Source organism: Enterococcus sp. DIV1059_2, from assembly GCF_051713685.1.
In the GTDB taxonomy this organism is placed as follows: Bacteria; Bacillota; Bacilli; order Lactobacillales; family Enterococcaceae; genus Enterococcus_D; species Enterococcus_D casseliflavus.
Genome location: NZ_JBIOQK010000001.1, coordinates 2,295,334 through 2,321,375, shown reverse-complemented (window position 1 = coordinate 2,321,375; position 26,042 = coordinate 2,295,334). Strand labels below are relative to the sequence as shown.

At 43.7% G+C, this 26,042-nt stretch carries 21 protein-coding genes and 1 riboswitch; of the genes, 16 read left to right on the top strand and 5 right to left on the bottom strand.

Annotated elements, in window-relative coordinates; genetic code table 11:
- Positions 1-30 precede the first annotated feature (30 nt).
- The 4 genes from IGI72_RS10735 to IGI72_RS10720 are packed head-to-tail and all read right to left on the bottom strand — an operon-like array spanning position 31 to position 3,265.
- Complete coding sequence (locus IGI72_RS10735) at positions 31-711, bottom strand: energy-coupling factor transporter transmembrane component T (RefSeq protein WP_438754160.1); 681 nt, start codon at positions 709-711, stop codon at positions 31-33.
- Positions 638-2,050 carry an ABC transporter ATP-binding protein gene (locus tag IGI72_RS10730; RefSeq protein ID WP_438754157.1) on the bottom strand — a complete coding sequence of 471 codons (1,413 nt, stop codon included), beginning with the start codon at positions 2,048-2,050 and terminating at the stop codon, positions 638-640. The genes IGI72_RS10735 and IGI72_RS10730 overlap by 74 nt, the downstream gene beginning before the upstream one ends.
- Positions 2,047-2,649: an ECF transporter S component gene (locus IGI72_RS10725; RefSeq protein WP_010749530.1), complete on the bottom strand. Its 603-nt coding sequence runs from the start codon at positions 2,647-2,649 to the stop codon at positions 2,047-2,049. Before IGI72_RS10725 ends, IGI72_RS10730 begins: the two co-directional genes overlap by 4 nt.
- Positions 2,642-3,265 (bottom strand): YkoF family thiamine/hydroxymethylpyrimidine-binding protein, encoded by a 624-nt coding sequence (locus tag IGI72_RS10720; RefSeq protein WP_438754155.1) that lies wholly within the window; start codon positions 3,263-3,265, stop codon positions 2,642-2,644. Before IGI72_RS10720 ends, IGI72_RS10725 begins: the two co-directional genes overlap by 8 nt.
- A 93-nt stretch (positions 3,266-3,358) precedes the next feature.
- Positions 3,359-3,458: riboswitch (TPP riboswitch) on the bottom strand.
- Positions 3,459-3,779: 321 nt separating this feature from the next.
- On the opposite strand from IGI72_RS10720, the gene IGI72_RS10715 reads away from it, so the two are divergent.
- The gene (locus tag IGI72_RS10715; protein ID WP_438754153.1) at positions 3,780-5,318 is read left to right on the top strand and encodes a metal ABC transporter solute-binding protein, Zn/Mn family; all 1,539 of its coding nucleotides are present in this window, start codon (positions 3,780-3,782) and stop codon (positions 5,316-5,318) included.
- Positions 5,319-5,384: 66 nt separating this feature from the next.
- A complete protein-coding gene (locus IGI72_RS10710) occupies positions 5,385-6,395 on the top strand; it encodes a plasmid pRiA4b ORF-3 family protein (protein WP_218212614.1) in 1,011 nt (336 codons plus the stop codon).
- Positions 6,396-6,485: 90 nt separating this feature from the next.
- On the opposite strand, the gene IGI72_RS10705 is transcribed toward IGI72_RS10710, so the two are convergent.
- Positions 6,486-7,601 (bottom strand): NAD(P)/FAD-dependent oxidoreductase, encoded by a 1,116-nt coding sequence (locus IGI72_RS10705; protein ID WP_438754151.1) that lies wholly within the window; start codon positions 7,599-7,601, stop codon positions 6,486-6,488.
- Between the two features lie 118 nt (positions 7,602-7,719).
- Between IGI72_RS10705 and recQ the strand changes: the two genes are divergently transcribed.
- From recQ to IGI72_RS10635, 14 genes are all read left to right on the top strand, one after another.
- Entirely contained in the window at positions 7,720-9,486 is a 1,767-nt protein-coding gene (gene recQ / locus IGI72_RS10700) for a DNA helicase RecQ (RefSeq protein ID WP_010749536.1), read from the top strand.
- 57 nt (positions 9,487-9,543) lie between these two features.
- The gene (locus IGI72_RS10695; RefSeq protein ID WP_438754149.1) at positions 9,544-9,963 is read left to right on the top strand and encodes a GNAT family N-acetyltransferase; all 420 of its coding nucleotides are present in this window, start codon (positions 9,544-9,546) and stop codon (positions 9,961-9,963) included.
- A gap of 57 nt (positions 9,964-10,020) precedes the next feature.
- On the top strand, positions 10,021-10,764 hold the full coding sequence (locus IGI72_RS10690) for a MurR/RpiR family transcriptional regulator (RefSeq protein ID WP_015509932.1): 744 nt from the start codon (positions 10,021-10,023) through the stop codon (positions 10,762-10,764).
- A 550-nt stretch (positions 10,765-11,314) separates the two neighbouring features.
- Positions 11,315-11,680, top strand: coding sequence for a hypothetical protein (locus tag IGI72_RS10685; RefSeq protein ID WP_375837477.1), 366 nt, complete (start codon positions 11,315-11,317; stop codon positions 11,678-11,680).
- Between the two features lie 44 nt (positions 11,681-11,724).
- Complete coding sequence (locus IGI72_RS10680; RefSeq protein WP_438754146.1) at positions 11,725-14,058, top strand: lectin-like domain-containing protein; 2,334 nt, start codon at positions 11,725-11,727, stop codon at positions 14,056-14,058.
- Positions 14,059-14,360: 302 nt separating this feature from the next.
- Positions 14,361-16,505, top strand: a complete 2,145-nt coding sequence (locus tag IGI72_RS10675; protein WP_438754144.1) for a glycoside hydrolase family 3 N-terminal domain-containing protein — start codon at positions 14,361-14,363, stop codon at positions 16,503-16,505.
- A gap of 222 nt (positions 16,506-16,727) precedes the next feature.
- A complete protein-coding gene (locus tag IGI72_RS10670; protein ID WP_438754143.1) occupies positions 16,728-17,729 on the top strand; it encodes a LacI family DNA-binding transcriptional regulator in 1,002 nt (333 codons plus the stop codon).
- A gap of 13 nt (positions 17,730-17,742) precedes the next feature.
- Entirely contained in the window at positions 17,743-18,669 is a 927-nt protein-coding gene (locus IGI72_RS10665) for an ROK family protein (protein ID WP_428215125.1), read from the top strand.
- A 48-nt stretch (positions 18,670-18,717) separates the two neighbouring features.
- Positions 18,718-19,665, top strand: coding sequence for an ABC transporter permease (locus IGI72_RS10660; protein ID WP_016610970.1), 948 nt, complete (start codon positions 18,718-18,720; stop codon positions 19,663-19,665).
- A 12-nt stretch (positions 19,666-19,677) separates the two neighbouring features.
- Positions 19,678-20,553 carry a carbohydrate ABC transporter permease gene (locus tag IGI72_RS10655; RefSeq protein ID WP_005236529.1) on the top strand — a complete coding sequence of 292 codons (876 nt, stop codon included), beginning with the start codon at positions 19,678-19,680 and terminating at the stop codon, positions 20,551-20,553.
- 18 nt (positions 20,554-20,571) lie between these two features.
- Entirely contained in the window at positions 20,572-22,215 is a 1,644-nt protein-coding gene (locus tag IGI72_RS10650; RefSeq protein WP_016610972.1) for a hypothetical protein, read from the top strand.
- A 13-nt stretch (positions 22,216-22,228) separates the two neighbouring features.
- Complete coding sequence (locus tag IGI72_RS10645; RefSeq protein ID WP_115232481.1) at positions 22,229-22,807, top strand: hypothetical protein; 579 nt, start codon at positions 22,229-22,231, stop codon at positions 22,805-22,807.
- 162 nt (positions 22,808-22,969) lie between these two features.
- Positions 22,970-24,598, top strand: coding sequence for a PTS transporter subunit EIIC (locus IGI72_RS10640; RefSeq protein WP_010749540.1), 1,629 nt, complete (start codon positions 22,970-22,972; stop codon positions 24,596-24,598).
- Positions 24,598-25,929, top strand: coding sequence for a 6-phospho-alpha-glucosidase (locus tag IGI72_RS10635; RefSeq protein ID WP_325845080.1), 1,332 nt, complete (start codon positions 24,598-24,600; stop codon positions 25,927-25,929). Before IGI72_RS10640 ends, IGI72_RS10635 begins: the two co-directional genes overlap by 1 nt.
- Positions 25,930-26,042 lie beyond the last annotated feature (113 nt).

The following is a 26,042-nucleotide window of genomic DNA, read 5'->3' as shown; positions in this document are numbered from 1 at the left end:
TGTTTCTTTGGCTTTTTCTCTTTTTCCCCTTTATAAGAGCAGTGTTCCAGCGAGGCCGATTATCAGACAAAAAGATAGAAAGAGCATATCGGCGAAAGTGATGCGAAATGACTTGGCGTAGGTTCGCTTTGCCTCGCTGTCAAATCCTCTTGAAAGCATCGCAGTCGCCAAGAGCTCAGACCAACGAATCGATTTGACCAGTAAAGGGATCAGCATGTTGAATGAAAATAGATTGACGGGGATTCCTCTAGAACGCATGCTATTACGGATATTCTGATACTCGGCTGGAATGATGGGCGCAATTTGAAACGCAGCGAGCAGACCATAGGCAAAAACGGCGGGGAGTCGCAGCTGTTGCTGCAGCGAATAAATCAGCTCATTGATCGTGGTCGATACAGTGAAAGAACTACCCAACATACCAAAGCAATAGATACGGCTTGCCATGTCAAGTCCATAGCGCATAGCTGCTGCTGACGAGGAGCCACCTTGGTTGTCCTGGTAGTAAAGGAGTCCGGTGAAAAAGACCCCCACAGCTGCCAAGGTCAATGCAGAAACAAGCAAAAGGCTTTTTTTCAAAGAGCGTTCATTTACAGAAACAGCAAAGAACAGGACACAGAGTAGCAGATTCAATCTGAAATTATTTTGAAAAGAAACCAGTAAGGCGAGTCCTAAAATGGCGAATAACTTGACTGTCGGGTTGAGGGTGCGCATCTATGTCCTCCTTTTCATAATGATTAAAATCAATGATTTGTGAACAAAATGCTTCCAATAATAAGACATCGTGACTAACGATTAAAACCAAGGTGCCGCTTGCGGCTTTTTCGGCTAACAACTGCATGACCTGCCAAGCTTGCTTGACATCTTGGCCATAGGTCGGTTCATCCACCAACAGTAATTTGACTGGTCGCTGCAATAAAGCTGCTACTGCCAAGCGTCTTTGCTGGCCTTGGCTGAGTAGAAAAGGGGACTGAGTGCTCTTGTTTTGTAGTCGCAATTTTTCCAGCAGTTTGTCACTCTCGGTCGCTGCACGTCCTTGACTAAGCTCCTGTGCCACTGTAGCAGCCAAAAACTGGTCCTGCGGATTTTGCATGATCCAGCTGATGGACCGAAAAGGGGAGGGATGCTTCTTGATTGGATCCCCGCACAGGCGAATGGTTCCTGAGTACGCCTGCTGCTGCAAGATCGCTTTTAAAAACGAAGATTTGCCGCTGCCGCTACGTCCGGTAAGCCCAATCATTGTCCCACTATCAAAGGTAAGATTCGGAAAAACAATCGCTTGGTTACGGATCGGCAGGCGAAAATCTTGAAAAGATAGCCGCCCTTTTGCAGAAAGTTTCTTAATCTCAACAGGCGGTAGTGACCTGCGCAGCTCCTGATCGAGTGTGCGCATCTTTTCTTGATCGACGGATCTGAATCCTTCTTCAATCAGCAGCCACTCAGCAACCCAGTCAGCAGTTTCTTTGATTTGATGGTCGATCAGTAAGATGCCAATGGCATGTTGCTTTTGGAGCTGTCGCAGTTTTCGAATGACTTTTTGACTTGTGTCGGCGTCCAAATTGGCAAATGGTTCATCCAAAAGCAAGTAGCGACTCTTTAAAATCAGACAACAAGCCAATGCTACTAACTGTTTCTCACCGCCAGACAAGGTCGTAAAGGGCTGATCGGCAAGATGGCTGATCTCGCAAAACGTCAAGGCATCCGCTACTTTTTTTGGCATGTCGGCTTGGGGAATACATTGATTTTCAAGACAAAACAGTAGTTCTTCTCGAGGCGTGGACATACAAAATTGCATATCTGGATTTTGAAACAGTAAGCTGATCGACGTGCTTCTTTCTCGAATGGAAAGCTGGTTTAGCATTCGGTCATCGATCGTATAGGTTCCTTCTTCAAACCCTTTCTCGTTAAGCCCCGCTAAGAGGTGGAAAAGAGTGCTTTTTCCTGTTCCTGAAGCACCATAGATTCCTTTTGTTTCTCCGGGGGCTAAAGACAGTGTCAGATCAAGCCGTTTTTGATCCACGAAAAAGCAGCCGTTTTTCACGAGCAGGCTCATGCCGCTTCTCGTTTGGCGCTAATGGTTTGGTCTTCAGCAATCGGGTAACTGTTGAGAACGCCCATGCGTGTCAGATGGTCACAGACGATCTTGACCAAAAAGGCGGAAAAGAATAAAGAAGAAAGCAAGCGAATAATAAAAATCACCACCAACAACTGCCATTGCAAGTCAACGAAATTTGACCGAATGATCCCCCAAAGAAAACTCGTGATCGTGGCGCCAATGGCACCAGTGATCAAAGGGAACCAGCCATAGCGACGGTAGCCACCTAATGCAAAGCCAGCTTCTGTTCCAATCCCTTGTACAAACCCGCTGATAAAAATAATCGGTCCATAAAAATTCCCCATAAACACTTCTAAAAGTGCGGCGATCATCTCAGTGATCGTCGCTGCGCCCGGTTTGCGCAGCACATAGCCAGCAAAAGCCGCTGCCATGAACCATACCCCGAAAATAAACTCATTCGCTAAAACAGACAAACCAAAGGGTGTTAAAAGCGTACCTAACAACAGCCCAAAATGAACAGCGCCCAAATAGATCACGCCAAAAATCAACGAAGCGATCCCCACCATAATGACATCTTTTAAGACCCATTTAGTCATGCGACACCGCCTTCTTTTTGGAAGGACTGTTGACTGAGACCGTTGCTTCTAACACATAATGGGGAAGATGGTCATGGGCATACGCTAATGCCGCTTCAAAATACCCAAAGAGTTGGTTGGCCGTTCCCGTCAGCATCGTCACATAATGGGCGGAGCGAGGCGCCAAACCATAGGTTTCTGCCAGTTGGACGATGGTGGCGATCTCTTTCATATAATTGTTTTCCCCAAATACATAAAACGAGTATTTACAATCCACGTCAAACGTACCATTCACAAGATTGCTTGCTTTATTGGGTTGTGCCTGTTCTCCATTCAAAAACGCGTCACCTGCAGAATCGCCAGGACAGCCCTTAGAAAAAGTAAACTCACCCACGAGGTGTGTCTTGGATTCGTAAGCGTTGATAAATAGCCCAGCTGCCGCATCGACAACACTTGGGGCTTCCCCTCGGAAAAGGGTGCTGAACAGATCGGTTTGCTGCCAAACAGCTGTTGTATCCGTCCGCTCAATGCTCGTTACGATTTGTTGCGCAAAGTGGTCTTTCATGGGGTACAAACTTACTCGGCACCCAGTGATATCGATCCCGCCTGCGGCACAGGCGATTGGTTCATTTGTCATATTGTCTTCTCCTCTCGATGGTTTTTCTGTCTACAAAAAAAGCGTTCCTCCTTTTTCTATCCACACGTAGACAGAAAAAATGGGAACGCGAAAAATCATGCGCTGCCACTTCCCTACGTTGGTACTAACCAAATCAGGTTCTAAGGGACCAGACTTACGTCTATCTCAGCATAAAGCGCCCCTAGTGGATAATCTTCTATTCAATTACCCCTCGAGTGTAGCACAGGACCCAGTAAAGGACAATAAAAAGAGATGTTCGACGATTGAAAAAAATCAGCAGAGCAAGTCTTTCAAGGAAATTTCTTCACTGATATCTGTGGTGGTACATATGAAGGTTTTTACATATAAAAAAACAAGTGAAAAAGCGGTTGACAGGTTGCAAATAGTTGTGTAAAGTATAAAACCGATGGTAAAACGTAAACGTTACGTTTTGTTTTTATAAATCGTAATTGATTTATCAGTATTTTACCAAGGGAAAGAAAAAGAGGAAAAATAAAAGGAGTGTAGTTAGAAAATGAAGAAGTTTTTTAAAATAACGATGTTATCAGCAGTAGCCCTCGCATTGACTGCCTGTGGTCAAGGTGGATCTGACGCTACGGAGCAGTCAGGAAACGCCTCTTCTGAGAATGAACAAATTCAGGTCATGGCCACGTTTTATCCGATGTATGATTTTACACGCCAAGTCGTAGGGGATGAAGGGCAGGTCGAATTATTGATGCCCGCAGGCACTGATTCCCACGACTACGAACCTTCTGCAAAGGACATGGCAAAGATCCAAGATGCGGATGTCTTTGTCTACAACAATGAAAACATGGAAATGTGGGTTCCTTCGATTGAAGCTACGTTAAATGATGGCGATGTGACAGTGGTCAAAGCCACAGAAGGAATGGTCTTACTTCCAGGAGACGAGGATCATGATCATGACCACGATCATGGCGATGATGGTCATTCCCATGAATTGGATCCCCATGTTTGGTTAGCACCAAGCTTAGCCATGAAACAAGTAGAGGCGATCCGTGACCAACTAAGTGAGGCTTATCCAGCGAAAGCGACAGCCTTTGCTGAAAATGCTGCGAATTATTTAGCGAAGTTACAAGAGCTTCATGCGTCTTATGAAGAAGCGTTTAGCAATCCAGCGCAAAATCACTTCGTGACCCAGCACGCAGCTTTTGGTTATTTGGCATTGGAATACGGGTTGACCCAAGTACCAATCTCTGGTCTTTCACCAAGCGAGGAACCTTCCGCTTCACGAATCGCAGAACTAAAAGAGTTCGTTCAAGAAACAGGTATCCAAACGATTTACTTTGAAGAAAATGCCAAAGACAGCATTGCACGAACGTTAGCTTCAGAAGCAGGTGTCGAACTGGCTGTCTTGAATCCATTAGAAGGGTTGACCCAAGAGCAAATGGATAACGGGGAAGACTATATTTCGATCATGGAACAAAACCGTGATGCCTTGAGAAAAACGACCGATGTAGCAAATGACAAAGAAATAGCGGAAGCCGAAAAAGAAAAAACGGTTTATAACGGCTATTTCGAGGATGCAGATGTTCAAGATCGTCCCTTATCTGATTGGGCAGGCGAATGGCAATCCGTGTATCCATTTTTACAAGACGGAACATTAGACCAAGTGTTTGATTATAAAGCAAAAATGGACAAGAAAATGACGGCTGACGAATACAAAGAGTATTATACGACCGGTTATCAAACAGATGTTGCTCAGATCAAGATCACAGACAATACAATGACGTTTATCTTCGATGATGGTACGAAGAAAGAAGCAAATTATGTGTATACTGGCAAAGAGATTTTGAACTATTCCGCTGGTAATCGGGGCGTACGTTTCTTGTTTGAAAGCACTGACGAAGATGCGGCATTCAAATACATCCAATTCAGCGACCATATGATCGCACCAAGTGCGTCCCATCATTTCCATATCTACTTCGGCAATGATAGTCATGAAGCCTTATTAGAAGAAATGGATCATTGGCCAACCTATTATCCAACTGGGATGAGCGGATTAGAAATTGCACAGGAAATGCTTTCCCATTAAAAAAAAGATTGACAATCCTCGCTCTTTTCGTCAAAGTAAACTTGATAGGAAGGAGCGAGAATTTTTTTGGAAAAAACATTGAAGAAATTAGCGAAAGTGATTGACCGTATGATGGATCACGTTGATTTGTATGGCGGACCAAGTGTGGTTAGTGACGACGATCTTGAACACTACTTAGATCCTGTTTTTTACTTGATCTTTTGCGCGGAAACAGATGGTGGCATGACTAAATTAAAAGACAAAGTCTTTGTCGAATCGGTGTACACCGAAATGCTGCCTCAAGAAGTACCGTACAGTTTAAATTTTCTTCCGTTTGCCAAAACAGCCATTGAAGACTTTTATTACTGCATGTATAAAGAAAAGCATATCACCAAAACACAATACCAAGAAATCGCCTTTGTATTGGCTGAAAAACAACCTATCTTTTTCGCACGGATGTCCAAACCCCAGTTTTGGTCAGCTGAAAAGAAAGAAGCGATGTTAGCGATGATTCAAGACACCGATCCTGAAGAACATGAACTATTGCCCGTTGATGACCCGCGTATTGCTGCAATCTCGCCAAAAATCGTCCCATTTCCAACGAAACATACGGCCTTTGATGAAGCGGCGAATAGACCAGTCGCCTATCAGATCCGTATTGATTTAGAAGGATACCGTCCGCCAATTTGGCGTCGTTTGATCATTCCTGCAGGGCTGACTTATGAGCAGCTGCATATTTTGATCCAGATTGCCTTTGAGTGGATGAATCAACATTTGTACTTGTTTATTGCCGGTTCGAAATCGATCGGCTTAGGCAATTCCGTACCAACGGATGCTTCCGGTATTGACCAAGATTTTCAGTATTGCAAGTCCATGACCTACATTTATGATATGGGGGCAGATTGGACACATAAGATCAAAATTGAAAAAGTGTTGACGACAGAAGATCACCCAGATCCCGTCGTTCCAGTTTGTATCAAAGCTGTTGGCGATGTTCCAATTGAAGATGCCTTTGATGACGATTTCCGAGAACCACTGGATCGCGAGATCATCAATGAAATGTTACTCGATTATTGGGAAACAGGAGAATATGTTTAGCGATCAGCTAGAAGACTGTATCGTAACTCTGCAAGACTATCAATGACAACCACCAGACCCTAGCGGTTCTGGTGGTTTTTTAGTCTTCTGTCAAAGACGCTTCTTGATATATTCTGTCATCGGTTTTGTGTAGCTCAAGAAATTTTTTGGTTGAATTCGTCCATCATTGATCCGATTGGCTAGGAGATAACCGATATAAGGCCCGGTCGTTAACCCAGAAGAACCAAGTCCACTGGCGGCGAACAAATTCGTTTCATCAGGCACTTCCCCAAAGAACGGCGCAAAATCAGAAGTATAGGCACGTGTGCCAACGCGCATGGTCACAGGCGTGGCAAAGAGTGCTTCGGGATCTTCAAGAAAAGCACCGATTCCTGCCATCAATTGTTGCTTGGCAGCTTCCGTAGGCGTCAGATCCCAACCAGCATCATTTTCATGCGTAGCGCCTAATAAAATTTGACCATTTGAGAAGGGGATCAAGTCGCCTTCACCCTCTAGCATGGCGACTGGCCAATTATCTGTCGGCAAGTTGGCAGCAAAGGAAAGCAATTGGCCTTTTTGCGGACGAATATCAACGTGATACCCCAAAGGTGATAACAAGTCTAACAATCCAGGTCCAGCTGTCAGACAAAGAACCTCTGCCTCAAGGAGTTGATCCTTTGCTTTGATTTGCCAATGGCTGTCCTTTCTTAAAATCTCGGCTTTTTCTTCGATAAAAGTCACTTGCTGCTGTAAGGCAACTCTTTTTACGTGCGCAAGATAAGCACGACCATCTAAACGACCACCTCCTGAGATCCGTAATGAGGGCATTTCCTTCAATAATGGCAGTGCCTCTTTGGTTTGTGGTCCTGTCAGTAACTCGATCTCGCCGATTTCTGGCGCTTCTTTGCGGCGACTTACAGCCAGATCTGCTAGCTCCTGAAGCGCGTTTTCGGGACGCACCACCAACGTGCCACAGGGGGCATAGATGGAATCATCTAATGCAAAATCCCGCACCAATTGTGGGAAAAACGCGGCACCGTCTTGTGCAAGCTGGTACCATTTTTTATTGCGACGTTTGGAGAGCCAAGGGGAGATGATGCCAGCACTAGCAGACGTTGCTTGCCCGATAAGGGAATCAACGACAGTCACGTCAAATTTGGTTTTATCAAGATAATTGGCGAGGGTCAATCCAATGATCCCACCGCCGATAATCACAACTTTTTTCATAGTAGAAGACTCCTTTGGTTGATTTCAATGAAAAGCGAATAAAAAGCGAAAGTTCTCTTAATGCCGTTTTCTTTGCGTACTTAATTGCGTATAATAAGGAAATGGAAAAGAGGGTATTATGCAAACTATTCAAACAGTCTTAAAAGAACATTTTGGCTATTCACAGTTTCGTGAAGGTCAAGAGACGATTATTCAATCTATTTTAACACAACAAAATGTTTTGGGAATCATGCCTACTGGTGGCGGGAAATCGATTTGTTATCAGTTGCCAGCGCTCTTGCTGGATGGGGTCACCTTGGTCATTTCCCCTTTGATTTCTTTAATGAAAGATCAAGTAGACAGCCTCGTTGATATGGGGATCCCTGCTGCTTACATCAATTCTTCGTTGACCGGAGCACAGATCAATCAACGCTTGCAAGAAGCTCGCCAAGGACGAATCAAGCTGCTGTACGTTTCTCCAGAACGTCTGGACTCAGAAGCTTTTCGCTATTCGCTGCGGCAGATGCCGATCGCTTTGTTAGCCGTTGATGAGGCCCACTGTATTTCCCAATGGGGGCACGATTTTCGCCCGAGCTATCTGCGGCTCGCCGAAACGATCGACAATTGGGAACAAAAGCCCACGATCGTAGCCCTTACCGCAACAGCTACGCCCAAAGTTGCCGAAGATATCGAAAATTTACTTTCGATTCCAGCTGAAAATCAAGTCAAGACCGGCTTTGCGCGGGAAAATTTGGCTTTTCAAGTCGTCAAGGATCAAAAAGATACCTACATAACGACGTATTTGAAAATGAACCAAGGACAATCAGGTATTATTTACGCCAGCACCCGTAAAGAAGTGGAACGAATCTATCACCTGTTGAAGCATGAACACGTGTCAGTCGGATATTACCATGGCGGGCTTTCAGAAGAAGAGCGCTCCTTTTTCCAAGAAGAATTTCTCTATGACCGCCTGCAAGTGATGGTAGCCACCAATGCATTCGGAATGGGAATCAACAAAAGCAACGTCCGCTTCGTGATCCATGCCCAGATACCAGGTAATTTGGAGTCTTATTATCAAGAAGCAGGGCGTGCTGGACGAGATGGGGAACCCAGTGATGCGATCTTGCTTTATGCGCCGCAAGACATGCAGATCCAGCAATTCTTTATCGATCAATCCGAATCAGACATTCTTTATCGCCAAAACGAATACTTGAAGTTGCGGGAGATGAGCCAATACGGACATACCCAATTGTGTTTGCAGCGCTATATTTTGCGTTATTTCGGAGAAGATGGTCCCGATTGCGGTCGTTGCAGCAATTGTCTTGATGAAAGAGAACAAGTGGATATCACAGTGGATACACAAAAAGTGTTGTCATGTGTGAAACGAATGGGCGAACGCTTTGGGAAAGCCCTGGTGGGGAAAGTGCTAACTGGCTCAGGCGATCAAAAAGTCAAACAGTGGGGCTTTGAAAAGTTACCAACTTATGGATTAATGAAAGATTGGTCCCAAAAGGAAGTCAATCAGCTGATCGATTATTTAACAGCATCAGGGTATCTTTTGCCGTCTGAAGGGCAATACCCGTTGTTAAGTGTGACCAATGCGGGGATTGATGTGTTGCTTGGAAAAGCAAAAGTTTATAGAAAACAAACCAAAGTCAAACAGTTAGTGGTGGATGATGAGCTATTCGATCAATTGCGCACCTTACGATTGAATCTTGCACAAGAACAAAATTTGCCGCCATATGTGGTTTTTTCTGATAAAACACTACGAGAGCTGGCAGAAGTTCAGCCAAAAACGCCGATCGAGTTTTTACAGATCAAAGGTGTTGGCCAAAACAAGTTGGATAAGTATGGCGACGCCTTTTTAGCATTGCTTTCTGAATACGAAAAGACGGAAAGTGACTAAAATAGACCATTTTTCTATGATAAGACAAAAAAGACAGCAGGAAGGGACGAAACATCAGTGATTACGATTCGACCGGCAGTAGCTGAAGATCAAGCATTTTGGTTTTCTTTGGATACTCACTTACCAACGGAAGTCTTCGCCAAAAAGATAATGGAAAAAACTGCTTATGTTGTAGTTGCAGACGACCAGCCAGTAGGGTTGCTACGCTACAATTTTTTCTGGGACACGATTCCTTTTTGTACCATGTTAGTGATCGCAGAAGCGCATCAAGGCAAGGGACTCGGGAAACGGTTGGTTACTTATTGGGAACAACAGCAAAAAGCAGCTGGCCATGCTCTTTGCTTGACTTCCACACAAGTCGACGAGCAGGCACAGCATTTCTATCGCAAACTCGGTTACCAAGATGCCGGTGGGTTACTTTTGACAAGTCCTGGATTTGAACAGCCGATGGAATTGTTCCTTGTCAAACAGTTATGATGTTTCTGCCAGCTTATGGTACATTGATAGGAGAACAAAAAAATAGGAGCGTTTAACATGTCTTTTTTTGGAAAAATCGATTTCAATGAGTTATCAGAGACCGATCGTGCAATCTATCATTACATGTCCAGCCAAAGTGATAAAATTCCTTACATGCGTGTCCGGGAGATCGCGCTTGAATCCCACACTTCAGCTTCTTCGGTCATGCGCTTTATCCGTAAATTAGGGTACGAAAGCTTTACGGAGTTTCGCACCCAATTTAAAGTCCCTGAATTAGATGCCGTTAGTTTTTATAGCAGCATGAATGTCCTGAATGCTGAACATTTTCCCCGAGACATTGAAGGAAAGATTCGTCGGATCGCAGAAAGAATGTTGGAATGCGACAACATCATTTTTTATGGCATCGGTGCCTCTGGTTCCATGTGTGAATACGCTGCCCGCCGTTTTGCTACGATTGGGTTTAATAGCTATGCATTAGTGGATAATACGTACCCCATTTTTGCTAAGCTGAAGCATACTTCGGATAATATGATCGTCGTCCTTTCCATCACGGGAACGACTACCGAGATCATTGAAGTCGTCAATGGGTTTCGTAACAATCCAGACTTCACCACGGTAGCGATCACCAGTGACGCCAATAGCACTCTGGGACGAATGTCCGATTATGTCTTGGATTATTCAGTTGATGTAAAACGCATCAACAAGTATGAAGATTTGACGACGCAAATCCCTTGTCTTTTCTTAGTGGAAGCTTTATCAGAGACGGTTCGTCAGTTTTCGTTAACAGCAGAAGAATTGTAAACGGATTTTTCTCTTTATTCACATGTAAATCAACAAACAGCTTCATTCCATCAAAAGGGATTCCTTTGATGGAATGATTCGGCTGTTTGTTTTTTTTATTAGGAAAAAGAGAAAAAAATAGGTTTAGGTATCGTTAAAAGTCGACTTGAAAAGTTTGCTGTATGAAAAAAAGTAAAGTGACAAGCAAGGGGAAATGAGGGGTGAGATAAAGTGTGCAGTAAAAATGACTTGGATTCGTGTCATTTTCACTAGATTTTTATAGAATGACGAGTATTTTGGAAGGAATGAGCCACGAAAGATAACGAAGATTCACAATATTCACCATTCGATGAAGAATGTGAATTTTATCAAAAGTCAAACAACGATATAATAAATAGAACATGTTTGAAAACCATCGTTTTTGAGACGTGTTATTTTATTTTGAGCGATATTTTTAATAAGGCTGGTAAACCATGCTTTAAAATGGTTTTCTCCTGTATTTCTTGCAAATCCTTTTATAATCCCAAAAACGATGGTTTTTGAAGTGAATTCTATAAAAGGAGGAGGGAGAATGAACATCAAAGGTGCGCCTTTTCGAGCAAAACTTCTAAAAGGCTTTCTCGTCTTATGGGTCGCTTGCAGCTTTCCAATAACAAGCTTCAGCAATGAGCTGCGATCAACCGAAACAGATGGGACCGTGCAGTTTACAGGAGTATATGAACCGCTAGATCCCCCAGTACCGTCACCGCCAACAGGACCAGTCCCGCGTCCCCCGCAAGACACGGTGAAGCCGGGGGGAGAACTGCCTCAGACCAACACCGTTCAGCGATTGGATTGGGTGATCCTAGGCGGTCTTTTGCTAATTATCGCGCTTGACTTATATATGTTAAAACAAATCATTCGAAAAGGAAAAGTTGCATCCCCTGACTGGGGATAGCGTCTATTAAACAAACAAGAGAATGACATTTAGGAGTGAATGGGATGAACTCATTTTTTCGTAAAAAAAATAAAGGATTGCTGGTTTTGCTTGTCTTACTCACACTGATTACGACGTTCACGATCATGAATGCCGAGACGATTTTTTCGTGGACCCCAGAGAATGAGCAAGAGGAAAAATCAGCTGAAGACGTAATCGGAGAAATTACTTTTCCAGAAGAAATGATCCAAGGAGAAGTCGATCATGTACTAGATTTTATCTTCTACTCAGAAGATGCCCTTGAAACGGTGGACCTCGCTTTGCCTGAACAAGTAATCATCGATCAGGAATCATTGATTGAGGGGCTAACTGCTGTAGAAACAGAAAACGAAGGTGTGTGGCAGCTGACCAGCGAGACCCCACAAACCACCTTTGTCTTACCGATTATTGTGGATACGATCGGAGAATATGAGATCATCGTTGCCGAGTCTGCGTCACAACGGCTTCTGATAGTTGAAGACACGGTGATTGAAGATATTGATCAAGACGAAGATGAAAAAGATTCTGCGGAATCTGCACCAGAGGAAGAAGTAGACGAGGCTTCGGATGAGGCAGCGAAAGAGGCGGAAGTGGATGATAGAAGTGATCAGATGGTAGAAGTGACGATTGACAAAAACAATTTTAGAGAACACTTTGATGTCCAAGGCACTGCTACTTACAATGAAGAAACTGGGCTATTAGTCTTGACAGAAGATATCACTTGGTCAGTCGGTTATGTTACCTTAAAAGACAGAATTAGTCTGGATCAGCCATTTACGCTTAAAGGTAGAGCCAATATAGGGGCTAAACTGAATGGTGCTGATGGGATGGCGTTTGGCTTTCACAATTCTGAGACTCATATAAGAGGTCACGAAGGCAATGCGTTTGGAATTGGAGGATTGAGGGATGCTTTTGCTTTTAAGCTAGACAATAACTATAATGATACCCGAGGTTTTTTTGACGAGAATAGGTTTATTGTTGAAAGGGACCCTATAGCTGTCGGCGGAGCACCCTTTGCTGGCTTTATCTATCATAGGACGCCGTTATTACTGGAAACATATATGGGAAATGACGCTCCAGCAGCAAGAACGGGTGCTAGGAATGGAGCAAATGACCCTATCTTGATTGAGTACAGGCCAGATAGTCAAGGTCGCTGGTTTCAAGTTACGTATAGAGATCGGACTTGGCGACGTGATATCAGTGATTGGCAACCCGCTGATATTTCTGCAATGGCATTTATAATATCCGGTAGTACGGGGGCGAGAAGTGATCGTCATACCTTTTATTTTGAAGAGATGAATTATTATATTGGTACCGAAACCGTCCATGTGAATTATCGAGATCGAGAGACAGGGGTGGATATTCTACCAACTGAAACATTAGAACTGCCGTTACGTTTTCTTCATACACTGGACCCCAAGAATCGAGAAAGCGATGAACCCTATCAGTTAGGGTATGACTATTATGGTGTTGAGTATGAAGCAGAATACTTTGACCCAGATACATTTGACATTATGCCGCAGCCTTTCCATCAGGAGGTGACTTTTTTATTTGATCGCGTGCCATCGAACATCAAGATCAATCACATAGATGAAGAAGGGGTAGCACTGAGGGAACCCACCTATCAAGGAGAATTCGTAAATGAATCGGTTGATATCCTGCCTGAGGAGATTCCTTATTATCAATATCTTTACGAGCGGGACGGTCAGCCGCTGGAAACAAGAGTCACCCGAGATGAACAAGAATACTGGCTGGTGTATGGTTTAGAAAGTACTCCGCAACCAGTAGATCCTCTTGACCCGGATACGCAAGTAAACCCTGAGAATCCGCCTGAGATTGATGAAGAACAAGGGTTTGTCAGCTTGGATTTTGTTTCCCAATTCCAGTTTGGGACAGTTGGCATTCGGTCAGAAACGACGACCTATGATGCCTTGCCGCAGAAACTGCTTCATCCGGCTGATCCAAATGATAATCTACGCCCTAATTATGTGCAAGTTTCGGATCGAAGGCGGGAAAATTCTGGTTGGACCCTCCGTGCAACCTTACGAACACCTTTTGAAAGTGATGAAGGGCATCAACTGAATGGTGCTAGAATTTTGTTAAATAATATCGATGTAGCAACAACTCGAGAAAATGCGTCTGATCCCCCTACGTATAAACCGCAAGCAACCCTGACTGTTGGACAGGCTGAAGTGATTGCGCAAGCAAATGCCAACGAAGGTAGAGGCACTTGGGTCCAGCGCTTTGGCGATCGAGAAACAATGGATCAAAGTGTGAAACTGGAGGTGCCAGTGAGTGCAGCACCTCAAGCCACGCGATATACAGCAACGATCCTCTGGGAACTTTCCTTTGTTCCTTAACAATAAAGTAAAAAGAAGCTGCAGCTAGTTGTAGCTTCTTTTTATTAGAATCATGGAAGAGACAATGACAGATGTATCAGGCGATTCGGTGCGATCGATTTTTTGTGGTACACCTTGTACCATGATGAAGATTTTTCCTTTTTCCCATGAGTTGCACCAAAGTAGGAACACTATCTTTTTTTGAAAACGTTTTTAATTATACTAGATGAAAGGAATAGATACTTTTTTGCTTCTGCTAAGAAGGCGCAAATAAGGCTTTTTTTTAGCAAAAGAAGAGAACCGAATGATTGGAGAGAATAATAGTGGAGACCGTAAAACTAAAAGAACTGATTGACCAAATGACCGTAGCTGAAAAAGTGGGTCAGTTAGTCCAACTGACGCCAGATTTTTTTGCACAAGGAGGAGAAATAACGGGTCCGATGCAGCAATGGCAAATGAGTGAAGACCAATTATTTACGATTGGTTCTGTGTTGGGCACTCATACTGCTGAACAAGTATATGCCATCCAAACGTCTTATCTTGAGAAAAGTCGTTTAAAAATTCCCCTTGTTTTTATGGCAGATGTTATCCATGGGTATGAAACGATTTTCCCAATTCCGCTTGCCTTAGCCTCTTCCTTTGATGCGCAGTTAGTGGAAGAGGTTGCTAAAGCTTCAGCGAAAGAAGCGGCAGAAGCTGGTGTCCATGTCACGTTTTCACCGATGGCGGATCATGTCAAAGACGCGCGCTGGGGAAGGGTCTTGGAAAGTAATGGGGAAGATCCCACCTTATCTTCTGTATTGACGGCTGCTTATGTACGAGGGTATCAAGGAACTGCTTCCCTTGCAGAAAATAAACAGCGAATTGCCGCTTGTGTCAAACACTTTATCGGCTATGGCGCTGCAGAAGGTGGACGGGACTACCATACCGTTGATTTGTCCGATCTGGAGCTCTATCAGAATTATTTGCCCGCGTTTCAGGCTGCGATTGAAGCAGGGGCACAATTAGTAATGACCTCCTTTAATACGATCCACGGTGTTCCTGCCACCGCAAATCAACCCTTATTGCAGGAAGTATTACGACAAAAGCTGGGATTCGACGGCTTGATCATCTCAGATTGGGCAGCGGTAGCGGAATTGATGGCGCATCGTGTCGCTGCTGATCGAAAGGAAGCCGCAAAGAAAGCTTTTACTGCTGGCGTGGAAATGGATATGATGAGCGATTGCTATCTGAATGCACTGGAACAAATCATTCATGCAGAACCTGAAATGAACGAGCAGCTAAATAAGGCTGTCTTTCATGTGTTAAGCTTAAAAAATAAGTTGGGTCTTTTTGAAGACCCTTTTAGAGGATTAGTGCAGGGCAACTTAGCACCAAAATTAGCGCAGGAAACACGCCACCTTTCACGAGAAGCAGCAAAGAAAACAACGGTTCTTCTGAAAAACCAAGCACTGTTGCCGTTGCAGAAAAAGCAAAAGGTCGCGTTGATCGGCCCCAAAGCAGCTTCGAAGGATCTTTTGGGGGCTTGGTCGTGGATCGGCAAACCGGAGGCTGCGGTCTCCTTAGCGGAGGGTCTTTCTCAAAAAGAAATTGACTTAACTGTCTTATCGTATCCTGATGGGGAAATGCTGACGAGCACCTTTATTGATGAGGCGTGTAAAGTTGCTAAAGAAGCTGAGTTTGTTTTATTGGCTCTGGGGGAAACTAGCGAGGAAGCGGGAGAAGCGGCAAGTCTGACCAAACTTTCTTTATCAAGAAAGCAAGAAGCATTGATTGAAGCAGTAAGTCAGGTCAATCCTAGGATCGCAACGATTCTTTTCTGTGGCAGACCACTGGTTTTGACCGCCATCGAGCCTCTTTGCCAAGCCATCATGATTGCCTGGTTCCCTGGATCAGAAGGAGGCAATGCGTTGGCAGATTTGTTGATGGGCGAGTCTGAACCGCAAGGACGTTTAGCTATGAGTTTTCCTCGAGCAGAAGGCCAATTACCGATGACCTATGCGCAACTCTCTACAGGGCGTCCACTGACTGAAGAGAATAGTGATCAAAAATATATTTCGCGTTATATGGATGAAAAAAATGAGCCATTGTTTTCTTTTGGCTCGGGGATGGGCTATGGTCGATGCACGATCACCCACACCCAAATCATTAATCCTCAGGAAAAGGATGCACCATTTGAGGTCAGCTGCACGCTGAAAAATGAGGGAGATGTACCGCATACCACGACACTGCAACTCTATAGCAGAGACGATGTTACAGAAGTAGCGCGACCGATGCGGGAATTAAAACAATGGCAAAAAATCCATCTTGCTGCAGCCGAAGAAAGGCAGCATTCATTCTATGTTACACCAGAGGATTTTGCTTATGTTCATTCCGATTTCTCGACAAAAAGTGATCCTGGTACGATTTCTTTATACCTTGGCTTTGCTGCTGCCTCAGCGAAGTTGATTGGTACGCTCACGATTTAAAAGCCTTTCGAGGCTTTTTTTTGTAGGTACAACTTGTACCATGATGGCACAGGTTTCAAGTTGCTGGTACAAACGCCAATCAGCCCTAGAATCATTGTGGATGAAAACGTTTTTATATATAGTTGGATTATCAGATGACCAGTGAGGAAGCGGTCGTTCATTTTTCCGATAAAATAAAAACGTTTTTATTTTTGTGGGATCAGTTTAGGAGGTGAGGGTCATTTGGCAAATCGAATCACGATCCGAGAAGTGGCGAAAGAAGCAAATGTGTCGATTGCGACGGTTTCTAAAGCACTCAACGGTGTCGATGTTGTTCGTCCAGCTACGAAAGAACGCGTGATGGCGGCAGCACAACGTTTGCATTATGTTCCCAATTTAATGGGCAAACAATTGAAAAACACGAAAACGAAAATGCTCGGTTTCTACACTACCAGCATGAAAGGGCCTTACTTTAGCGTATTAGTTGAAGCGATTGCCAGAGAGGCAGAAAAACATGGTTATGCGGTCAATGTCTTCTTATCCACGGATAAACGAGTGGTTCTCAATAGTATATTAGGCGGTGTTGTTGATGGCATTATTGGCTTTGAAGATTTTTTAACGAAGCAGGATTTGACTGCAATGGAACGAGAACAAATCAAAGCCGTCTTTATCGATCGAAACATCCAAGAGAAGAACTTCGGCAGTGTAGTCTTTGATTCTTTCGAAAAAGGAAAAGCAGCCACCGAGTATCTTTTGTCACTTGGCCACAAAAAAATTGCCTTTATCAGTGGTATCACTGGTGTTTATGATAGTGATGAGCGCTTAAGAGGGTATTTAGAAGCATTAAACGAGGCAGGGGTTTCTAAACGGTCGGACTATCAATTACAGGGGTTCTTTGAAGAAGAACGAACGAGAGTCCGTGTGCAACAGTTTTTGTTAGAGCAGAAAGATTTACCCACAGCGTTTCTGGCGGGAAATGATCTTAGTGCGATCGGAACGGTCAAGGCGATCCATGAGACCAAGTGGCGGGTGCCAGATGATTTCAGCGTAATTGGTTTTGATGGCATCGATCTTTTGGACTATTTCATGCCTCGGTTGACGACTGTGAAAAATCCAATCCAATTGCAAGGGGTCACGGCAGTCAAACACTTGATCGAAATGATTGAGGAAAATGCCATTGGGATCTCCTACGTTTTATCAGGGGAATTGTGCATCAATCAATCGACAAAACAAGTAAATGAATAATGAGGGTGAAGCAATGTTTATTGGAATCGATGTTGGAGGAACCACCATCAAATATGGTGTGATCTTGAAAAACGGTGAAATTGTCAAAAAAGGACAGATGCCGACGATCCATGAAAAGGAGGGATTTTTGCAATCCATCACAGCATTGATCAAATCATTGCAGCAAGAAGCAATAGTCGATGGTGTCGGGATTAGCGCACCGGGCATCATCCAAAAAGATGGCACGATGATTACAGCAGGATCAATCAAATCCCTTTATGGAATCAATTTAAAGCAAGAAATAGAAGAACGTGTCAAGCTACCGGTCATGGTTGAAAATGATGCCAATGCAGCGGCGATCGCTGAAAAATGGCTTGGGCACGCACAGAACTGTGAGAACTATCTATGCCTTGTCGTCGGTACAGGCATTGGCGGTGGGATCATTGTTAATGATCAGCTCTATCGCGGCAGCCATGGCATGGCAGGTGAATTCGGATGGATGCTGATCGATAGCTTACCTGACCAAGGAAATTTAGAAACTGTTTCCTTGAACCAAAGAGCTGCTGTCGTGGGTGGTCTTTTCCATCAGTACCAGTTGGCACTTCAACAGCTTGGTCGGAGTGATTTCCCTCAAGATGCGGTGGAGATCTTTCAGCGAGGAGCGCAAGGAGAAGTGGTAGCGAACCAAGTGCTTGCACAGTTTTTTCAAGATTTATCGGTGGGCTTGCTCAATTTGATCAGTACATTTGATCCCGAGCTGATTTTGATTGGTGGTGGGATCAGTGAAAATGATGGGTTTATGGCAAGGCTTGAAGAGACCCTCTGTCAGCTAAAAGTTCGCCATGAAAGTATTGGTTACTTAGAAGGACGCACGATTGCACCGATTCGACGTGCAAAATTAAAAAACGATGCAGGTATGATTGGTGCGGTCTATCAGTTGATGAACCAACGAAGGAAGTAACTCATTTCCTTCAGATGAAAAAGTAAGCGTTTTAGAAAGGGTGGAACAATGGAATCTAAAGGAGTCGTACTTAAAGCAACCCCAAAGAAAAGAACCTTTTTGCAGAAACTAAAAGGCCAAAGCTTTTATCAAGCAATGGTTTGGCCAGGGATTATCCTGATGATTATTTTTAATTTTATCCCACTATACGGGATCGTCATCGCATTTAAAGATTACTCAGTGCTTGATTCGATCGCGAATGCAGAGTGGGTCGGTACCCAATATTTCCAAGAATTTTTTAGTGATTCAATGTTTTGGACGGTGATGAGTAATACGTTAGGCATCAGCTTTTTTAAACTACTGATTGGTTTTCCAGCAGCGATTGGCTTAGCGGTATTGATCAATGAAATCGTTCATGTGCGCTTGAAGAAGGTTGTTCAAACGGTGTCTTATTTGCCGCATTTTCTTTCTTGGGTCATCTTAGGAGGCATGTTTATTACGTGGTTGTCTGATACCGGTTTGGTCAATAATTTACTGTTAGGTGTTGGGTTGATCGATGAACCGATTCGCTTCTTGACTGATCCCGAAAAATATTGGGCGATTGCAGTCATTTCCGATATTTGGAAAGAAGTTGGATGGAATACGATTTTATACATTGCTGCTATGACAGGGATCAATCCAGCTCTTTATGAAGCAGCGAGAATGGATGGCGCCACGAAGTTTCAGCAGATCACTCGGATCACGATCCCTTCGATCCGTCATATTATCGCCTTGACATTTGTTTTGTCAGTTGGTGGGTTATTGGGTTCAAACCTCGATCAAACACTCGTCTTACAAAACCCTGTCAATTATCAGTCCAGTGAAGTCATTAATTCATTCGTCTATAAAATGGGGATTCAACAAGGAGACTTCTCCTATGCGACCGCCGTTGGTCTATTTGTGTCGGTTGTTTCATTGATCCTTGTGGTCGGTAGTCATCTTTTGACAAAAAAAATCAGTGATGAATCAGTCTTTTAGAGGAGGGAAAGTATGAAACAAACATTTTCAAAAGATGAGAAGATCTTCAATACTGCCAATGTGATTTTCATGGTGTTCTTCTTAGCCATCATTGCGTTGCCACTATGGAATATCGTCGCCTTGTCTTTCAATGATGCAACCGATGCCGCAAGAGGGGGGATCTATTTCTGGCCACGGGAATTTTCACTAGAAAGTTACTACACCGTTTTTGAAGATTCTGCGATCTATAAAGCCTTTGTCATCTCAGTTGCAAAAACAGTGATTGGTGTTGTTTTGCATACGGCATTGACGGCGATGGTTGCTTACGGGATGAGTCGTAGAAACTTAATGGGGCGGAAAATCTATATGAACATGGGGATTTTAACGATGTTCGTTTCTGGAGGGATGATTCCTACCTTTCTCTTATTTAAAGAACTCGGCTTGTTAAATAATTTTTGGGTTTACATCATACCTGTCTTATTTTCTTTTTACGACATGGTGATTTTGATGAATTTTTTCCGGAGCATTCCATTTTCGCTGGAAGAATCTGCCATGATGGATGGCGCCAATCCTTTTATTATTTTCGTAAAAATCATTTTGCCATTGTCCCTTCCAGTTTTGGCAACCATCGCATTATTCCACGGCGTCTTTCAGTGGAACGACTACATGACCGCCAATATCTATGTTGATGATCGTAGTTTATATCCTTTACAAATGCTACTATTTCGGATCGTTTCGGAAAATCTATCGCCTGCAGTAGCAACAGGCACCAATGTGGTCAGAAATACGACTTCTCAGTCATTGCAATTAGCAACCATGGTGGTAACGACGGTTCCTGTCGTCGTGATCTATCCATTTTTACAAAAGTACTTTATTCAAGGGATGACTCTTGGATCAGTAAAAGAATAGACAAAAGGAGAGAAAAAAATGAAAGCAAGCAAATTATTCTTAGGAATCGGTCTCGTATGTACATCAGTCGTGGTATTAGGCGCCTGTGGTAATTCCAACAGCGAGTCAAAAGGGGCTGCTGTAGTAGAAGATCTGCCAGAAGCTCGCTTTGAAGCAGACAAAGATACCCCAAGCTGGCAAAAAGACACTGACCATGAAGCGACCTTGAAGTGGTATGTCAACTTTGATTGGTATGCTCAGCCAGGGTGGGGAAAAGATACTGTGACGCGAAAAATCAAAGAAGATATGAATATCAATGTCGAATTTATTTCAGGGAATGATGAGAACCTTAACACGATGTTAGCTGGAGGCGATCTGCCAGATATCATGACCTTCGATAAAAATCTATCTGCTGCCAACGAAGCGACGAAATTTGCTTTACCACTGAATCTTTTGGCAGAAAAATACGATCCTTATTTCCTAGAACATGCAGCGAAGCCTGAATCTGTTCAATGGTTTACTTTAGAAGATGGCAATATCTATGGATACCCAAGCTTTTCAACGACTGCGCAAGATTATGAGGACGGCAATGTAGTGGGAGATCAAGTCTTCATTGTCCGCAAAGATATTTACGAAGCATTGGGTGAACCTGATATGTCGACGCCCGAAGGATTTTTAGATGCGTTAAAACGGGCAAAAGAAGCATTTCCGACAGCAGATGATGGTGCTGCATTAGTCCCATTTGCTTCGACTGCATTAGATATTTCCAATGGCGGGGATGGCGCTTATGGTGGTACTTTGCAAGATTTTCTAAGCATTGCACCAAGTGTTGATGGGCAATTCAATGATCGAGACGCTGATGAGGAGTATATCACGTGGATCGAGACTTTTAGAAAAGCTTACAATGAAGGATACATCACCAACGACCAATTTTCAGACAATGACAACACGATGAAAGAAAAACTAGGGCAGGGCCGTTACTTTGCTTACTTGCATACAAACACGAAAGGACTCAATGAGTTCATGTCAGACAATAATGCCCGTAATCCTGAACAAACCTATATTGCCGTCGATGGGCCGAAGAATTCGAATGGCGATGATTCCACTTTTACTGGCGGAAATATTGGTGGATGGACACAAACCTTTATCACGACGTCGACAAAAGAACCCCAAAAAGCCATGGAGCTTTTGACCTATTTGGCAAGTGAATATGGCACGATGGTCACGACCTTTGGGATTGAAGGGGAAACATACAACCTCGTAGATGGCGTGGTTGAATACTCAGAGGAAACAGAGGCCTTACGAAATTCGGACATAGCTCGTTTTGACAAGGAAGTTGGGCTAGGTTCTTATTGGTTTGTTGGGAATGACAATTATGCTATCCAAATGGGACAAAAACCAGCTACATCGATTCGTCAGATGGTGGAATGGTCTCAAGATAAGTTAGCACCACGTTTTGAGATCGAAGACATTGATCCTCGCACCGGTTCTGAAGCAAGAAACCTCACTTCCATCAACACAGCAAGAGTGCAAGCGTTGGTCAACTTTATTCAAGCAGACTCTGAAGAAGCGGGACGTCAGATTTGGGAAGACTACTTACAAGAACGAGAAAACAATGGGTGGTCAGCAATCGTTGATTACCGAAATGAGAAAATCGCTGAAAATATTGAAAAACTAAACTAAAGGTGTGTGTGTGATGTTTGCTTTAGAGAGTCGTTTTTATCGTCTTTGCGAAGTTATTTTTCGTATGCTGGTTTTGAATCTCTTGTTTTTGGTGGTGTCGTTTCCGATCATCACGTTTCCTGCAGCTATGCGAGCGGTCGTAGATGCTTATGAACATCCTGAAGCAAAACTGCTACGCCCCTTCTTGAAAAACAGCAAAAACGCATTGTTGAAGACCCTACCATTAGGGGTCTTCAATCTCTTCTCATTTTTATGCGGACTCAGCTTGTGGCGTTCTGCTGCTTTGACGAATTCATTGTTTTTCTCTTTTTTGACCATCATTTTTCTTACATTTTTGTTGTCCTACAACATTAACCTGTATGTGATGCAATCAAAATTGCAAGATCGGCAAAACCTGTTTGACCTTTTTCGTAGTAGTTTTTTCTTTACGATGATGCACTACCATAAAGGGATCGGAATTTTAGTCCTAGCAGCGATCGGCTATTTCTTCACATGGCAATCAGCACCAAGTATCTTCTATCTGTTTTGTCTGTCTGGGCCCTTGTATTTTTATCAAAAAGTGTTGCATCTAAACAGAGTGGATCAATCTTGATTCACTCTGTTTTTTGCTTGTATTCGCCACTAGCAAGGAAGTAGACAGGATGAAACATGTTCCAATCTTTGAAACGCATTGAATTGAAAACGTTTGCTATTCTATTAGTAACAAATGTTTCCTATAATGAACCTACAAATCAACTACAAAGGAGTTTCCTCAATGAAAGAAAAAGTGATGGATGCGATGCAGAAATTCTCCAAGGCAATGTTTGTGCCCGTTTTGATTTTGCCGATCGCCGGGATATTGATTGCCGTTGGGAATGTGTTTACAAATGTCCGCTTGCTTGAGCAGTTTCCTTTTTTGGATAATCCGATAACCACCGGTTTTGGTAGTATCTTATCCGCTTCCTTATTACCGATTTTAACCAATTTAGGCATTATTTTTTGTGTTGGGATAGCTCTAGGGTTGGCCAATAAGAAAAAGGCTGAAGCGGGATTTACCGCGTTGTTGGGATATTTCGTCTTCTTAAATGCCATGAACAAATTCATGGAGCTTCGGGGGATGTTGGTTCCAGCCGATGCACTTCAAGGTTCAGGACAAGCGATCGTTTTAGGGATCCAAGTGCTGGATATGGGGGTCTTTCTTGGCATCATTTTAGGGATAGTCGTGGCATTGGTCCACAATCGTTTCATCGATACGACCTTTAACAACGCCTTTCAAGTTTATGGCGGCGCGCGCTTCGTCTTTATTGTCTTGATTCCGGTCGTCGTGTTGCTAGCCATCGTTTCCACGTTTGTATGGCCAGTAATACAAACTGGCATCGACGGTTTAGGCGGCATCATTCAACAAACGGGCAACTTTGGTATCTTCTTGTACGGTACGCTAGAACGCTTATTGATTCCAACTGGCTTGCATCACTTGATCTACACGCCGTTTTTGTATACTTCATTAGGCGGTGTCGCAGAAGTTGGCGGTCAAGTCTTTGAAGGGGCACGGAATATTTATTTTGCGGAAATTGCTGACCCAGCAGTCCGCGTATTATCGCAAAGTGTCATTTGGGACGCTCGTGGGATCTCAAAAATGTTTGGACTGATCGGTGCCTGTTTGGCGATGTATCAAACGGCAAAACCAGAAAATAAAGTCAAAGTCAAAGCCATTTTGATTCCAGCAGTTGTGACTTCCTTTATTGCAGGTGTGACTGAACCGATCGAATTTTCTTTTATGTTCGTGGCACCTGTTTTGTTCGTCATTCATTCTGCCCTTAGCGGCTTGAGCATGGTGGCGTTAAATCTCTTTGGTTCTCGCGCCATCGGACCGAATGGCTTCATCGACTTTCTTTTGTACAACTTGCCCTTAGGGATCGAGAAAACTCGCTGGCCAGTGTACTTGATCGTCGGGGTCGTCTTCTTCTTTCTTTATTACTTCTTGTTCCGTTTTTTGATCACGAAACTGAATTTGAAAACGGTCGGTCGTGAAGAAGATGGGACAGAGACCAAACTGTATTCGAAGAAAGAGTACAAAGAAAAACAACTTGCTGGAGCAGGTGTCGGGGTCATGGCGAGTGACCAAGCAGCCCCTAGTCCAACTAGTGAAACAAGTATCTCAGCAATCATCACCAAAGCGCTAGGTGGCGATGACAATATCAAAACCATCGACAACTGCTATACCCGCTTACGTTTAAAACTAAAGGATCCTGAACTCGTGGATGAAGCACTGCTAAAAGACGAAACACAAGCCAAAGGCGTGATCAAAAACGGTGAAAATGTCCATGTCGTTTACGGGTTGACCGTGCCGAAAGTGCGGGAAGAATTAGAAAATTATCTGGGAAGAGAAGGAGAGATTGAATGATGAAACATTTTTCAGTAGTGATCGCAGGGGGCGGCAGTACCTTTACCCCGGGAATCGTTATGATGCTGCTTGACAATCAAGAACGCTTTCCTTTAAGAAAGCTGAAACTATACGACAATGATGAAGCACGCCAAGCGATCCTTGGTGAAGCCCTAGCGATTTTATTAAAAGAACAAGCACCGCAAATCGAATTTTCGTTTACGACGGATCCTGAAGAAGCCTTCAGCGATGTCGACTTCTGTATGGCGCATATCCGAGTAGGAAAGTATGACATGCGGGAAAAAGATGAAAAAGTCCCTTTGCGCCATGGCGTCTTTGGCCAAGAAACCTGTGGACCAGGAGGGATCGCTTATGGGATGCGCAGCATTACTGGTATGCTGGAGATCATTGATTACATGGAAAAATATTCCCCCGATTGTTGGATGCTGAATTATTCCAATCCAGCTGCAATCGTAGCTGAAGCGTGTCGGGTCTTGCGTCCGAAATCAAAGGTTCTGAATATCTGTGACATGCCCGTGGGCACGTTGCGTCGCATGTCGCAAATCATTGGCAAACAGCCAGAGGAACTAGAAGTTCGCTACTTTGGCTTGAATCATTTTGGCTGGTGGACCAGCGTCAAAGACAAAGAAGGCACGGAATACATTCAAACCATTCGTGACTACGTTGCAGAACACGGCTATTTGACGCAGATCGAAGTGGATACCCAACATACTGACCCAAGTTGGCAAGACACCCACAAAAAAGCCAAAGACCTCTTGGCGCTCACACCAGAATATCTGCCAAATACGTACTTGAAGTATTATTTATACCCAGATTACGTATACGAACACATGAAAGAACATCCAGAGTATACGCGTTCCAATGAAGTGATGGAAGGACGGGAAAAACGAGTGTTCGATCATGCCAAAAAAATCACTGCCCAAGGATCTGCTGAAGGGATCGCCTTTGAGATTGATGCCCATGCAACCTTTATCGTTGATTTGGCACGCGCCATCGCTTTTAATACGCATGAGCGAATGGTCATGATTGTGGAAAACAACGGCGCGATTGCGAACTTCCCAGATGATGCCATGGTGGAAGTGCCATGTATCGTTGGTTCTGATGGACCAGAAGCCCTCGCTCAAGGAAAAATTCCTGCCTTCCAACAAGCGCTGATGTTCCAACAGGTGACTGTGGAAAAATTAGTGGTCGAAGCATATGTGGAAAAGAGCTATCAAAAAATGTGGCAAGCGTTAAGCCTTTCCAAAACGATTCCTAGCGCAAAAGTAGCCAAAGAGTTACTCGATGATTTGGTCTCGGAAAATGGTGATTACTGGCCAGGATTGTCTTGAATTGTTTCACATTTGCGAAACATTCGCTGGTTAGATAACTGAAAGAGGAAGATTCTCCAAGAATCTTTCTCTTTTTTGATTTTTGTTGTGGAAGGATAATTCTCTGAAGAAAA

What these genes read in the sequence shown, in the direction of transcription:
- IGI72_RS10645 (WP_115232481.1), top strand. Translation starts at nt 22,229, where the DNA reads ATGTTTGCTTTAGAGAGTCGTTTTTATCGTCTTTGCGAAGTTATTTTT.
- IGI72_RS10655 (WP_005236529.1), top strand. Translation starts at nt 19,678, where the DNA reads ATGAAACAAACATTTTCAAAAGATGAGAAGATCTTCAATACTGCCAAT.
- IGI72_RS10690 (WP_015509932.1), top strand. Translation starts at nt 10,021, where the DNA reads ATGTCTTTTTTTGGAAAAATCGATTTCAATGAGTTATCAGAGACCGAT.
- IGI72_RS10635 (WP_325845080.1), top strand. Translation starts at nt 24,598, where the DNA reads ATGAAACATTTTTCAGTAGTGATCGCAGGGGGCGGCAGTACCTTTACC.
- recQ (WP_010749536.1), top strand. Translation starts at nt 7,720, where the DNA reads ATGCAAACTATTCAAACAGTCTTAAAAGAACATTTTGGCTATTCACAG.
- IGI72_RS10640 (WP_010749540.1), top strand. Translation starts at nt 22,970, where the DNA reads ATGAAAGAAAAAGTGATGGATGCGATGCAGAAATTCTCCAAGGCAATG.
- IGI72_RS10725 (WP_010749530.1), bottom strand. Translation starts at nt 2,649, where the DNA reads ATGACTAAATGGGTCTTAAAAGATGTCATTATGGTGGGGATCGCTTCG.
- IGI72_RS10685 (WP_375837477.1), top strand. Translation starts at nt 11,315, where the DNA reads ATGAACATCAAAGGTGCGCCTTTTCGAGCAAAACTTCTAAAAGGCTTT.
- IGI72_RS10705 (WP_438754151.1), bottom strand. Translation starts at nt 7,601, where the DNA reads ATGAAAAAAGTTGTGATTATCGGCGGTGGGATCATTGGATTGACCCTC.
- IGI72_RS10730 (WP_438754157.1), bottom strand. Translation starts at nt 2,050, where the DNA reads ATGAGCCTGCTCGTGAAAAACGGCTGCTTTTTCGTGGATCAAAAACGG.
- IGI72_RS10665 (WP_428215125.1), top strand. Translation starts at nt 17,743, where the DNA reads ATGTTTATTGGAATCGATGTTGGAGGAACCACCATCAAATATGGTGTG.
- IGI72_RS10735 (WP_438754160.1), bottom strand. Translation starts at nt 711, where the DNA reads ATGCGCACCCTCAACCCGACAGTCAAGTTATTCGCCATTTTAGGACTC.
- IGI72_RS10660 (WP_016610970.1), top strand. Translation starts at nt 18,718, where the DNA reads ATGGAATCTAAAGGAGTCGTACTTAAAGCAACCCCAAAGAAAAGAACC.
- IGI72_RS10715 (WP_438754153.1), top strand. Translation starts at nt 3,780, where the DNA reads ATGAAGAAGTTTTTTAAAATAACGATGTTATCAGCAGTAGCCCTCGCA.
- IGI72_RS10680 (WP_438754146.1), top strand. Translation starts at nt 11,725, where the DNA reads ATGAACTCATTTTTTCGTAAAAAAAATAAAGGATTGCTGGTTTTGCTT.
- IGI72_RS10720 (WP_438754155.1), bottom strand. Translation starts at nt 3,265, where the DNA reads ATGACAAATGAACCAATCGCCTGTGCCGCAGGCGGGATCGATATCACT.
- IGI72_RS10650 (WP_016610972.1), top strand. Translation starts at nt 20,572, where the DNA reads ATGAAAGCAAGCAAATTATTCTTAGGAATCGGTCTCGTATGTACATCA.